Source organism: Serratia sp. Ser99, from assembly GCF_024519545.1.
In the GTDB taxonomy this organism is placed as follows: Bacteria; Pseudomonadota; Gammaproteobacteria; order Enterobacterales; family Enterobacteriaceae; genus Serratia; species Serratia liquefaciens.
This window is the reverse complement of record NZ_JALJRT010000001.1, coordinates 351,924-365,489: the sequence shown is the minus strand read 5'-3', so window position 1 is coordinate 365,489 and position 13,566 is coordinate 351,924. Positions and strand designations below refer to the sequence as shown.

Here is a 13,566-nt window from a genome sequence, read left to right as displayed (position 1 = left end):
GAGGTAATACGCTCAACTCTCTAACAAAGCCACCAGATTATTTGGCTCAACCTACTTCAGATAAATTTGATTACTGCGTGCTTGAGCAAGTAAATTGATAACCAAGCAGTAAAGAACAAAAACACACATAAAAAACAACAGCGAAAAAACTTCTGCAATATGCAGCATTTCGCTTACGATGCCAATAGCCGCCAAAAGAGTGGCAATAAAGACCATAATTATTACAGTCCTACGAGCAGAACTGCCGGAACGCATCAGAATATGGTGCAGATGTTGACGATCAGGTTTGAAGGGACTGTTGCCACATCGAATTCGGCTAATCATGACTCTGACCATATCCATTAATGGCACAGCAATCAGCCAAAGGGCAGTTACCGGTTGCATGACTTTATTTTCGCCCTGGCTTCCCAAAATCAGTACCCAGATAACTGTAAATCCAATCAAAGTACTACCAGCATCTCCCATAAAGACCTTGAACTTGCGTCCCCAGATCACACCCAAGTTAAGTAAGAGATAGGGCAAACATGAAACCATAAGGCATAAACACCACAACGCCATGTCGGTATTACCGTGAATATAAAACACAACCGTTAATGCGCAAAAAGTCACGCAAGACAAGGCTCCAAGCAACCCATCAACCCCATCAACCATATTGAAGGCATTGATTGCTCCCCATATTGCAAATACTGTAATAACGGTGCCACCAATCCCCAAAACAAGTTCGTGTCCAAAAAAGATCTCACCAAAACTTTTGAGGTACAATCCATTACAGATCATCAATACAGCGATTGCAGCTTGTAGCGCAACCCGAGGCCACACTGGTAAATCATAGCGATCGTCGAGTACGCCAATAGCTAACAGCAACGTGGCACAAACCATATAAAGAGTGAAATCTGGCAACCACGTCGGTTGCATCAAGTAAAGAATCCAAAGTGAAAGATAGACAGAAACCCCACCAACCAAAGGGATATGACCTTGATGAAATTTTCGACTATTGGGTTTGTCGACTAGTCCAACTTTCCTTGCGACCTTCCTCGCCATAAAAAGAACGGCAAGCGCACTGAAAAAAACGGCCACAATTTCTTGCATATATCAAATACCCCTAGTACTTTTCCTGCTATTTTACCAGACACGAGCCTTCTTCTGCAGGCAGAGGCTAAAAATGCCGTACTTCTATGTCGTTACACACCCATAGAGTTGACACATCACGTTTTCTGCTACAGCAATTAGTCAAGATTATTCTGATTATCCACAATCTGCGCGCCACTATACTGACAAAATAGCATAAGTTTGTCTAAACAAAGATACAATGAGACAAACATTGATAGGTACATAGTTCTCCCCTATCTCCAGTCCTGACAACCGAGACCTGTGTACTTGATAAACATAGACTAGTTCGCTACTCGAAAATATTTTGTTTTATAATAGCTTACAAATTCTAACGCAAAGCCTGACCACTGGAATCGATGAAAACCAAATAGATGCAGTCAAATTATTGTCAGTGCAATGAATAAGCGGATGCATCGGGATTTGGGAATAGAAAATGGAGTAAGTAAGCAATTACCGCACCTTCTGGCACGGTAATATTATATGGTGAGCTTTACTACCGGTAACCTTTCGGGTTTTTCTTCTGCCAATTCCAGGTATCGCGCATCATTTCATCAATACCACGACGCACCTCCCACCCCAGTTCCTTACGCGCCAGATTAGCATCCGCCCAGAAAGCGGGGAGATCCCCATCACGTCGCGGCAAGATTTGATAAGGTATCTTCACACCTGAAGCTCTCTCAAAACCCTGCACCATACTCAATACCGAGTGGCCCACTCCCGCCCCCAGATTGTATGCTTTGAATCCATCAACTTTCTTCAGATGATCCATAGCCATCAAATGTCCCTCAGCCAGATCCATCACGTGGATGTAATCACGCTCGCCGGTGCCATCTTTCGTCGGGTAATCCCCACCAAAAATGCCCAGTTTTTCCAACTTGCCAATGGCCACCTGGGAGATATAAGGCAACAAGTTATTCGGGATACCGTTCGGATCTTCACCGATCTCACCGGACTCATGAGCACCTACAGGATTGAAATAACGCAAGGCGATAATAGAGAACTGAGGTTCTGCCTTAGAGAAATCCTGAAGAATCTGCTCGACCATCAGTTTAGATGTACCGTAAGGGCTGGTGGTTCCACCTATTGGCGTTGTTTCTATATAAGGAACCGGAGAATTTGCGCCGTACACTGTTGCCGACGAGCTGAAGATGAATTGGGTCACCCCAGCGCGACGCATTTCCTCTAGCAGCACTAGCGTCCCGGCCACGTTGTTTTGATAATACTCCAGCGGCTTACGAGTCGACTCTCCTACCGCTTTCAAACCAGCGAAATGAATCACGGCCGTAATATCATGGTCATCAAAAATGCGTCGCAGACACTCAGCGTCTTGGATATCCCCTTGGTAAAACACGGCAGCTTTGCCCGTTAACTTTTCTACACGACGCAAAGACTCTTCTGATGAGTTCGACAGGTTATCTAACACAATGACCTTTTCACCACGTTCCAGCAGGGTCAGAACTGTGTGAGAACCGATATAACCGGCACCGCCAGTGACTAAAATAACCATAACAACTCCTTATTTTTATCCATGCCATTTAAATAGATTTGTTGCATCAGGTCTGCAAATTTTCTATCCGACTTTATTTAATTCAAATACCTTATATAACCATGTTCGTTCATTCAGATTCAGCGCAGTATACACTTAAAATAATAGACATTCACAACCCAAGAAAAAGAGCGGCCTAGGCCGCTCCTCATAAAAGCGCATCATCACGGATGTGTCTTAACGTGATAACATTGCCAAAATTTCGTCGGTTTTTTCTTGCATCAATACCACGTCTGCACGTGACTCAACATTGAGACGAACTACCGGCTCGGTATTGGACGAGCGCAGGTTAAAACGCCAATCGCCAAACTCCATGCTGATGCCATCGGTGTAATCCACTTCACCAGCCTGCGCCAGATAATGTTGCTTGACGCTGTCAATTGATGCAGCCGGCTGTGCCAGTTTGATATTGATCTCCCCGGACGAAGGGTAAGCCGCAATGCGGTCCTGCACCAGTTGCCCCAGGGTTTGTCCTTTAACACAGACCAATTCAGCCACCAGCAACCACGGGATCATACCGCTGTCACAATAGGCGAAATCGCGGAAATAATGGTGCGCGCTCATTTCTCCACCATAAATAGCGTCTTCCGCACGCATGCGTTCCTTAATAAAAGCATGCCCGGTTTTTGACATCACCGGTATCCCGCCCGCTTCGCTCACCACATCGATGGTGTTCCAGCTCAAGCGTGGATCATGAATGATTTTTGCGCCTGGTTGTTTTTGCAGGAAGGCTTCTGCCAGAAGACCAACAATATAATATCCTTCAATGAAGTCGCCTTTTTCGTCAAACAGGAAGCAACGGTCAAAATCGCCGTCGAAGGCAATCCCCATATCTGCGCCATGTTCTCGCACCGCATTGGCAGTATCTGCACGACATTCTGGCAATAACGGATTAGGGATACCATTCGGGAAGGTACCGTCCGGCTGATGATGAACCTTGATAAACTCCAACGGAACGTTCAAAGCTTTGAGAGAGGCTTCAATGGCATCGATCACATGCCCGGCAGCACCGTTACCAGAGTTGATAACCAACTTCAGCGGCTTAAAGTTTGCAACATCGACATAGGAAAGCACATGTTTGACATAATCTGCCAACACATCCTGACGAACATAGCTGCCACGAGTAGCTGCAGGCTCAGGGAATTGGTTTTTCTCCGCCAGTTCCTGGATTGCGCGCAAACCGGTATCGCCGCTGATAGGGCGCGAACCCTCACGCACCAGCTTCATTCCGTTGTAGTCGATCGGGTTATGGCTTGCGGTCACTTCCACACCGCCATCTGCTTTAAGATGGGAAGTGGCAAAATAGACCTCTTCGGTGCCGGTCATACCAATATCGATAACGTCGGTGCCGGCATCCTGTAGGCCCTTTGCCAAAGACAGCTTCAAGCTTTCGCTGGTCAGGCGTACATCGCTGCCGAGAACAATGGTCTTCGGCTTCAGGAACTCGCCATACGCGCGCCCAATGCGATAGGCGATATCATCATTCAGCTCCTCACCCAACTTGCCGCGCACATCATAAGCTTTAAAACAGGCTAACTTTTCCATCACCAAATCCTTTAATTAAACTCGGCCGTACCGATCATGTAAACGCTCAATGTCATCTTCTTCCAGGTAAAATCCTGATCGAACCTCAATGATTTCAAGATCGATTTTCCCAGGGTTCTCCAGGGTGTGGACACTGCCAGCAGGGATGAATGTAGACTGGTTCTCTGATAAGAAGAATTCTTTATCTTCAACATTCACCTTTGCCGTACCGCTAACGACGACCCAGTGCTCTGCGCGATGAAGATGACGCTGTACTGACAATCCCTCACCAGGGCGAACAATGATTTTTTTGACCTGGAAATGTTCGCCGTTGTCGATATCACAGATCTTGCCCCATGGGCGATAAGCAGAGGAGTGCTGGCGAAAGTGATGAAGGTTGCGTTTTTTTAGCTCATCAACCACTTTCTTAACGTCCTGAACGCGATCCTTAGTCGAAATCAACAACGCATCATTGGTATTGATCACGATAAGGTCATCCAGCCCGATAGTAGCCACTAGCGCACCATCAGATGAGATGTAGTTATTACTGGAATCAATGGAGATAATCTCACCGACGTTAACATTGCCGAGAGCATCCTTTTCTGACACGTCCCACAGAGATGTCCATGAACCTACATCGCTCCAGCCAGCATCTATGGGGATCACCACTGCATCACGTGTTTTTTCCATCACCGCATAATCGATGGAGTCACTTGGGCAATGCTTAAATATTTCTTGATCAACACGGATAAAATTCATATCACGCTGGCTGTCGACCACAGATTGTTGTGTTGTACTGAATATTTCAGGGCTGAACTGTTGCAGCTCTTGCAGGAATTTGGCAGTTTTAAACATGAACATGCCGCTGTTCCAACTAAACTCACCACTGGCAAGATATTCAACGGCTTTTTCCAGACAAGGTTTTTCTACAAAAGCGTCGACTTTGAAGCATTCGCTGGAAAGTGCACTGCCGCGTTTGATATAGCCGTAGCCCGTTTCTGGATGCCCAGGAATAATACCGAAAGTCACCAAGTTGTTTTCTGTGGCATGCATAATTGCCGTTTTTATTGCCGCGTGAAAATTTTCCACCTTTGTAATCAAATGATCTGCGGCCAGTACCAAGAGCATACTGTCTTCGTCTTCTTCTGCGGCCAGATGTGCTGCCAATGCAACAGCTGGTGCAGTATTGCGTCCAACAGGCTCTAAAATGATGTTTGTTGCAAGTTGATCGATTTCACGCAGCTGTTCTGCGACCAGAAAACGATGATTTTCATTGCAGATGACTAAAGGCGCGGCGACTTCGACGCCCTCCAGTCCAGATAAACGCTGCAAAGTTTGCTGCAGCAAACTGAACCCACTGTCATCAATGGAGAGAAACTGTTTGGGGAATGATTCGCGCGACAGTGGCCACAACCGGCTGCCAGTACCGCCGGCCATAACCACAGGAATTAGTTTTGACATTATTAACCCTTAACTCAGTCGTCTGTCTTATAAACGAGAGTGCGGCGTAGCGCCAGCCAACCCAGTATTATAAAAGTCATACAATTACATACAGAAGTTACATGTATGTTAAAAAACCCCTGCCTATGCCAATATCTGCCCATAGATCTACACAATGATTTATAGCGAAAAGTACAGTTTTACAGGCGAGGCAGAAGCACCACTGGTTGCTAACATAACGTATTGAGACAAAAAAGAGCAGCTTGAGGCTGCTCTTTCAGACAAATACTCATGGTGAGTATTTGAACCATTTATCCCTACCCGGTCAGCGATTCATAGAGAAATACTGCGCCACTCGTTTCACGTCCTTTTCGTCAAGCGTTCCAGAGTCGCTCAACAGGGTGATCCAGGACTTTATGTAGGTATACTTGGCCGAAGCCAAGTCTCGCTGCGCGCTGTAAAGTTGTTGCTCGGCATTCAGCACATCGACGTTGACGCGCTGCCCTGCCAACACGCTCTGGCGGGTGGCCGTTACCTGCGTTGTCGCCGATTTTACCGCCAGTTCATACGCCGCTAATTTTGCGCGACTACTGATGCAAAGATTGAACTGCTTACGCAGATCGTTCAGCGTGGTACCGACTTGTGCATCCATTTCATACATTGCCTGCCCATAGCGTGATGCCGCCTGGCGAGTCGATGCGGACACCCCACCGCCAGCATAGATCGGCACACTCACCTGCACGCCGATACTGTCGGTGCGGTATTTTTGGTTAACCGTGTTATCACTGCTGGAGTCATTTTCCGAATGCGAAGCATAGAGCTGAACCTGCGGCATAAAGCCCGCGCGATTTCTCTCTACCTCATACTTGGCGGCATCAACGCCATGGCGTGAGGCAGCCAACATCGGGTTATTCTCCAGGGCAATTTTTTGCCACTCTTCAAATTTGGAAGGGATTAACGGCGCCACCTGGAATTTACCGGGGCGCAGTACCTGTAGCTCATCCAGTTGATCGAGCGGTACGCCAATAATCACCTCCAGCTCGCGTTGTGCCGCATCCAGGGCATCACGTGCCTCAATTTCCTGCGCCTCTGCCAGACTGTAGCGCGCCTGGGTCTCTGAAACGTCGGTAATAGTGCCTTCACCCGCGCTCATTAAGCGATCGTTTAGCGCCAATTGCTCTTTATAAGCCGCCTTTTGCGCTGAGGCCAGCGCGATCTGGTCTTTGGAGTAAGCCACTTCAACATAGGCGGAGATCACCCGCACAGCCAGATCCAAATATTTACTGCGGTAACGCTCATCTGACATCAGCGTTTGCGCCACACCGGCCTTGTAACGCGCATAGGCTTCGTAATCGAACAACGGTTGCGTCAGCGTTATCGAACTGGAATGGCTGCGATACTGTTGTCGTTTGGTCGCCTCACCAAGGCTATTGCCAAAAATGTCACTCGCCGGATACTTTTGCGTCTGCCAGTTACGCGGTGAATTCTGGTAATTGGCCGACACCTTCGGCAGCAGCCCCGCCCTGCCGATGTTTTCGTTTTCATCCCCCGCTTCTTTTTCTTTTATAGCCGCCCGAAAGGTCGGATCTTTTTCAAGTGCCAGCGAATATGCGTCTAGAATCCCTATCGAATGAACCGGCGCAGATATCGCAAACAAGAGGGTACTGATAGCAAGGCCAGCAACCTGTCGTTTAAATTGAATCAAAATTATTCCTCGGTTAATGAAGTATGAGCGCGATCCAAAATAGGTTTAAACAAATAGCTCAGCAGTGAGCGTGACCCTGTCTTCACGAACACCTCAACAGGCATACCCGGCTTAACATCCTCCCCGCCCAGCATTTTCATGCCTTCAGGAGATACCGTGACCTGCATTTGGTAGTAGGGTTCGCCATTGGCCTTGTCAACCAAGCGGTCGGCAGAAACCAATGTCACCGTCCCCGGGATTTTCGGGGTTTTGTTCTGGTTGAAAGCGGTAAACATCAAATCCACCGGCAACCCGTTGTACACCTTGTCAATCAACTCTACCTTCAGGCGGGAATCCACCACCAGCGTAGCCTGACTGGGTACAACGTCCATCAGGTGGTCACCCGCTCCCACGACGCCCCCCTGAGTAAAGATATTTAATCCGACTACGGTGCCATCCACCGGCGAGGTGATAGCGGTGTTGCCGAGATCAAAATTCGCCATTTCCAGCTTGTTTCGGAATTCACTGGCGTCCATCTGCGTTTGCGCCAGTTGGGTTCTGACTTCGCGCTGATAGTCGGCAAAACGCTGATCGATCCGCTGCTGAGACTCCTGCAGCTGTTTTTGTACTTGGCCGATCCGCCCGACGGTTTCATCGATGCTGCTGTTAACTTCCGCAAACTGACGCTGCACTTCAAGATAACGGTTACGCGGTAAATAGCCGTCGGCAGCCAGTTGTTTCATGCTGTTCATCTGCTCACGCAGGCTGGAAAGCTGGATCTGTTTATTGACCCTGGAATCCTGCAGGCCTTTTAACTGGAAACGCATACCGTCCATCGACTGTTTATAACCGTCGACTTCGCTTTGCAGCCCCTGACGGCGCGAGGAGAAGAGCTGGGTTTGCAGCGCGATGATCTCGGCAACCCGCGGCTGAGCCTGAAGTTGTTCGAAGACCGGCGAGAAAGTCACTTTGCTTAATCCATCACGTTCAGCAAGCAGGCGGCCTTCGGTGGCCAGGGTGGTGTAGTATTGATCGCGCAGAGAATCAACCTGCGCCTGCGCCTGTACCTGACTCAGTTGCACCAATACTTCACCGGCTTTAACCCTGTCGCCTTCTTTTACGGTGATGCTTTTAATGATGCCGCTGGCTGGCGCCTGCACGGTCTTGCGGTTGCCGGAAACAATCACCGAGCCTGGCGAAGCAACCCCTTTATCCAAAGGTGCAAATGCAGCCCAGGCGAAAAAACCAAACAGGCCAAGCCCCACCACCAACCATCCCATGCGGGTAAAACGCCGCTCGTCCTGTGGGATCTCTTCTGAATACGAGTCTTGCGGCTCGCCAATGTGCGTAGACATACCAACTCCTTCGACTGCAGGCGGCGCTTTTGCCCCGCCCGGCAAGTTCACGGCTTAATTAATTTGAGTTTTTGGGATATTGCCTTCGTCCGGCTCGGAATTGACCGCACGCACGGCTTGCTGTGGAGTCTGCGCTTTTTGCGCATTGGCCAGGGCTTGCAGAACCTGCTGCGTTGGGCCAAACGCATTGACGCTACCGTTGACCAACAGCAGCAGCTTGGTGGTCATCGACAGCAGGTTGGTGCGATGGGTAATCAGAATCACCGTTTTATTACGCTGCTTGAGGAACAAAATGGCCTGATTCAGCGCTTTCTCACCGGCGTCATCCAAATTGGAGTTAGGCTCGTCCAACACGATCAGAGATGGATCGCCATACAGTGCACGCGCCAGGCCAATTCGCTGCTTCTGTCCGCCGGATAAACCCGCCCCGCCGTTACCGATGATCGAGTCGTAACCATTAGGGAAGCGCAGGATCAGTTCATGCACCCCAGCCAGCTTGGCGGCTTCAATAACTTTCTCGGAGTCGATATCGTTAAAACGAGCGATGTTTTCGGCGATGGTACCGGCAAAGAGTTCGATATCCTGCGGCAAGTAGCCAATGTAGGGCCCCAGCTCATCTTTATTCCACTGGTAGATATCAGCATTATCAAGACGCACAATGCCCTCACTGACCGGCCATATACCGACCAGTAAACGCGCCAGCGTAGACTTGCCGGAAGCGCTTGGCCCGATAATCCCCAGCACGTCGCCCGGTTGAATAGCAAAGCTGACATTGTGCAACACTGCATCGGCTTTTGATCCCGGAGGGGTGGCGGTGACGCCTTCGACCGAGATGATCCCTTCAGGACGGGGAAGCGACATCCCCATCCCGCGCGGAGGATGCTTATCAAGCAGTTTGACCAAACGCTGATAGGACAGTTTGGCTGAGCTCCAGCTTTTCCAGACGTTAATCACCTGCTCGATGGGCGCCAGAGTACGCCCCATCAAAATAGAGCCCGCGATCATCATGCCGGGAGTGATATGCCCATCAATCGCCAACCATCCCCCTAGCCCCAGGACCAATGACTGCAGAGAGAGACGAACAAATTTGGTGATGGAACTGACGGTAGTCGCGCGCTCGCTGGCAACACGCTGGCTATTGAGAAATCTCTGATGCAATCCAAACCAGCGTCGTTTTAGATTAGGCAGCATGCCCAATGCTTCGATCACTTCAGCATTGCGCAAATTGGTACTCGCCAGGCTGCTGGACATGATCGATAACTTGCTCGCTTCGCCCAAGGGTTGCTTGGACACCATTTCGTTGACCACCGCCAACGCAACCAGCAGCAACGAACCAACCAGAGCAAACAAACCCAACCACGGGTTGAACAGAAAAATCACCAACAGGTAAATCGGGAACCAGGGCGCATCGAAGAAAGCAAACAGTGCGCTGCCGGTCAGGAACTGCCGTACGGTAGTCAAATCACCCAGCATCTGCCCTGCATCGGAAGAACCATTCTTAAGGTTAGATTCGTAGGCTGCCGTGTAGACACGCGTATTCAACCGCATGTCCAATTGGCTGCCGATACGGATCACCACCATGCTGCGCACATACTCCAGCAGCGCCATCATGCCGAACATTCCCAGCATAATCAGCGTCAGCATCAGTAAGGTGATTTCATTGCGCGAAGGAAGCACCCGGTCATAAACCTGGAGCATATAGATTGAAGGAACAAGCATTAACAAGTTAATAAATGCGGTGAATATGCCAACGGTCCAAAAAACTTTACTGCGTGTCCGTATAACATCCGCAATTTCATTGCGCGGTATAAATTGATTCACATTCTGCCCTTACATCATGTGCACTGTCAGCCCAATCCGCATTGATTTCTTCTAAGGAAATTCCTAAAAAAAAACAAAAATAAAGAAAATCCTAAAGAAGCCTCCCCAAACATGCTCGAGACTGCAGATACTTTTTTTAACTATAGATAGTGAACGGCCATATCAGCAAGGCAATACGTAAAAAAAAACCGCAAAGACATTTGTTAGAAACACAGGGAAAACAACAAGATGAAAGACATGATGAAATATGAGGGAATTATGAGGAATGGAATAAGTTAGAGATAATGATGCCGATCACAAAATAAAACAATACGGGAAGTTTGACCTCCCCGTATTATTTAACTAATAACAGTTTCAATGGAAACTATTAACCTGCAGAGCTTACCTTATGCGTAATGCAAAGTATCCAGCAGTTGCTGATGGTTCTGACCTGTCAGGTAAACGACGCTGTCGTTAGCATCCAGCGTGTGGTTATTGTTGTTATCAATAATCACATAAGAGCTGGCATTATCGCCGGTACCGCCAAACACCACTGACGCCACACCCACTTTAGCCGTCAGTGCATTGCTGCTACCAAGGCCGAGGATACCGCCCAACAGGCCAATAACGCCGTTGGTCAGGCCGCCAACCAGAGTACCCAGCAGCGCATCCAGAGTATCAGAAGCACGGGTGCCGTAATCCGCCACTGCGGTGCCGCTGGTATTACCGGAGATGGTCAAAGCAGAAGCCGCATCAACGATCTTGTCTTTGGTACTGTCAAAGTCGGTAATGGTAACACCGGCCTGAGTGGTACTGGACTTCAGTTGATAGGTATTCACACCATTGCCACCGGCCAGGGTGGTGTTACCCAGAACGTTGAAGCTGTCAGCCGCACCGGTCCCTTCTACAGTCAGTTGATAACCGTTCAGGCCCAGCGTGTTCAACAGTGGGGTCAGCAACGCTGTAGTTACCGCACTCAATGGCAGGATGTTCAGCAGTTGAACGATAATACCGTCACCGGTACCGGCATGGTTTGAATCAAGATTCAGACCGGCGGTATTGGTGGATGCGTTAACATCACGCACATTACTGAATCCGCTGCCCAGCGTTAAATTCAGAGCATGATCGCCAGTAACGTTTATGTTCTGAACCTGCGCGTTGGTACCAGCCAATGAGATGATATTGCTAAACGAGCCCGTACCGCCAGACGCAATATTCACCGTACCTAATGCCGTCCCCAACAACGCACTGCTGCTACTGGTCAGACTGATAGCGCCAGCATTGACGTTTGAAGAACTTACTGCATCGAAATTGATATTGAAGTGGTCGGTCGCATTCTGAACAAAAGTGAAGCCCAGGGTGCTTGCAGATGTTGCATCGCCCTTCACTTCCAGTTGTGCAGCGTTACCGCCCGCAACGTTAATGACACTGGCATTGGTTAAGCCAGAGATCACAAAACCTTGAGAGCCCAGGTTAGTTGCTGCTGCGCCTTGAGTTACCGTGCCCCCAGTAGTCCCTTCAACTGTCGCCGTCCCGTTGGTTAAACCAAAATCAAAGACGTGCGTCGGTGTGGTTACGCTGGTAGTGGTTGGTGAACCGATCAATGGCGTGGTAATCAGGGTACCAACAGATTTGCCGATAAATCCTGTCAGATCAATCTTCTCGAAATTCGAGAAGTTATTAGCATTACTGGTGACAACGCTGCTACGAATGCCCAGGGCGTTTTGGTTAGTCACAACAGACTTGGTGATAAAGTTGGCGGAGATAGAGTCAATACCTGACCCACCATCGGCTTTAATGGTGGTCGCTACCGTGTTAGCGCCGTTTGATACCCCATTACCCGCCCACTTCAGGCTATCGTTACCCGCACCAAGGTTAAACTGACCGGTACCAGTGGCAATATTGGCGGTTGAAGTAACAACCACTGCATCCGCACCCGAGCTAGCGTTCAAAATGATATTGCCGTTGTTGACGGTAATGCCTACGCCCGGGTTAACGCCATTGTCTGACAGATTAACCGTTGCTGCACTAGTGCCGTTAATAGTCAGGTTCGCCAGGTGGTCGGCGAACTTCAGGTTAACGACGCTGGCAGAGTTAGCGTTCAGCTGAACATTCTGTAGCACCGCGGTTTCTGCATTGCTGATCTGATGTGAGAGCCCGTTATTTATCGTTCCAGTTGCGTTACCCCCAGCAGCTGTCGTCGTTAGTACTGCGGTTGTTTTATATAGCAGGCTAGTACCAATTGCATACTCAAATGCATGTTGCTCGGTCACACTAGCCACATCGCTAGCCGTCGATGTACGTAAATCATTAATAATGGCAGAAGTAATTGCCATTTTATTCGGCAACGCACGATACAACGCTAGATCAGCAGCGCTGGGTGCAGAACCATAAACTCCTTGATACACATAAGTAATGAATGCATCACCCGTTAAATTAGCGCCTTTCTGCTGAAATTCAGGGGAACTAATGAGTGACTGCACCAGAGATTGAAATGTTTTCCCTGGCTGAAGTAAATAGCTAGTCCAATAATTCAAACCATTCGAATCAGCAGATCGATTGGCAACCGCAAGATAAACTGATGCAACTTGCTCTTGAGAAGGCAACGCTACACTCCACTGATTCCATGCTGTTGTCCCATAATTATTAAAGAGCATTGAATCTAGGTGATTTTCGAACGATGACTGAGCAGCAAGCGTTGCACTATCAAATGTCTTATTGTTTAATAATAAATCAATAACATTGTAGACTGCGCCACTTAAGGTTGTTCCGGTTAAATAACCTTGAAGAGTGGTATCTGACGGAGCAGAACCAAAAACTTTTGTATAGATAGTTCTCAGAATTTGTAAGTCTGATTGCGCGCCGTACAGGGCTTGACCCGCAGTTGATGAAATTAGCCCTCCGATATAATCTTGCTGCGTTAATTGCCCTGTGCGGATTTGCCCGGCAACGGCATCAAATGCAGTAGGCCCCGTAAAAGTATCATTACCTAACACTGCATAAAGTATAGCTGCCACTTCTTTCTGGTAAAGCAGTACTTGAGAAGCCATAATCATATCCTCAAAATTTCAAATTGAAATTCAATCGCAAACCTAAATAAATATGAA

At 48.5% G+C, this 13,566-nt stretch carries 8 protein-coding genes; all 8 read right to left on the bottom strand.

Annotated elements, in window-relative coordinates; all coding sequences use genetic code 11:
• Nucleotides 1-51 precede the first annotated feature (51 nt).
• Nucleotides 52-1,089, bottom strand: a complete 1,038-nt coding sequence (gene wecA, locus NR114_RS01740; protein WP_048761739.1) for a UDP-N-acetylglucosamine--undecaprenyl-phosphate N-acetylglucosaminephosphotransferase — start codon at nucleotides 1,087-1,089, stop codon at nucleotides 52-54.
• A gap of 514 nt (nucleotides 1,090-1,603) precedes the next feature.
• Entirely contained in the window at nucleotides 1,604-2,617 is a 1,014-nt protein-coding gene (galE, locus tag NR114_RS01735; RefSeq protein WP_048761738.1) for a UDP-glucose 4-epimerase GalE, read from the bottom strand.
• Between the two features lie 216 nt (nucleotides 2,618-2,833).
• Complete coding sequence (cpsG, locus tag NR114_RS01730; RefSeq protein ID WP_116690849.1) at nucleotides 2,834-4,201, bottom strand: phosphomannomutase CpsG; 1,368 nt, start codon at nucleotides 4,199-4,201, stop codon at nucleotides 2,834-2,836.
• Nucleotides 4,202-4,216: 15 nt separating this feature from the next.
• Nucleotides 4,217-5,641, bottom strand: a complete 1,425-nt coding sequence (locus NR114_RS01725; protein WP_197820430.1) for a mannose-1-phosphate guanylyltransferase/mannose-6-phosphate isomerase — start codon at nucleotides 5,639-5,641, stop codon at nucleotides 4,217-4,219.
• Nucleotides 5,642-5,945: 304 nt separating this feature from the next.
• Nucleotides 5,946-7,325 (bottom strand): TolC family outer membrane protein, encoded by a 1,380-nt coding sequence (locus NR114_RS01720; protein ID WP_044549370.1) that lies wholly within the window; start codon nucleotides 7,323-7,325, stop codon nucleotides 5,946-5,948.
• A gap of 2 nt (nucleotides 7,326-7,327) precedes the next feature.
• Entirely contained in the window at nucleotides 7,328-8,659 is a 1,332-nt protein-coding gene (locus NR114_RS01715; RefSeq protein ID WP_020826026.1) for an HlyD family type I secretion periplasmic adaptor subunit, read from the bottom strand.
• Between the two features lie 54 nt (nucleotides 8,660-8,713).
• Nucleotides 8,714-10,480, bottom strand: coding sequence for a type I secretion system permease/ATPase (locus NR114_RS01710; protein WP_020826025.1), 1,767 nt, complete (start codon nucleotides 10,478-10,480; stop codon nucleotides 8,714-8,716).
• Between the two features lie 386 nt (nucleotides 10,481-10,866).
• Nucleotides 10,867-13,509 (bottom strand): DUF4214 domain-containing protein, encoded by a 2,643-nt coding sequence (locus NR114_RS01705; protein ID WP_256813924.1) that lies wholly within the window; start codon nucleotides 13,507-13,509, stop codon nucleotides 10,867-10,869.
• Between the last annotated feature and the right edge of the window lie 57 nt (nucleotides 13,510-13,566).

Coding starts and splice junctions, on each gene's coding strand:
- wecA (WP_048761739.1), bottom strand. CDS start 1,089: ATGCAAGAAATTGTGGCCGTTTTTTTCAGTGCGCTTGCCGTTCTTTTT.
- galE (WP_048761738.1), bottom strand. CDS start 2,617: ATGGTTATTTTAGTCACTGGCGGTGCCGGTTATATCGGTTCTCACACA.
- cpsG (WP_116690849.1), bottom strand. CDS start 4,201: ATGGAAAAGTTAGCCTGTTTTAAAGCTTATGATGTGCGCGGCAAGTTG.
- NR114_RS01725 (WP_197820430.1), bottom strand. CDS start 5,641: ATGTCAAAACTAATTCCTGTGGTTATGGCCGGCGGTACTGGCAGCCGG.
- NR114_RS01715 (WP_020826026.1), bottom strand. CDS start 8,659: ATGTCTACGCACATTGGCGAGCCGCAAGACTCGTATTCAGAAGAGATC.
- NR114_RS01705 (WP_256813924.1), bottom strand. CDS start 13,509: ATGGCTTCTCAAGTACTGCTTTACCAGAAAGAAGTGGCAGCTATACTT.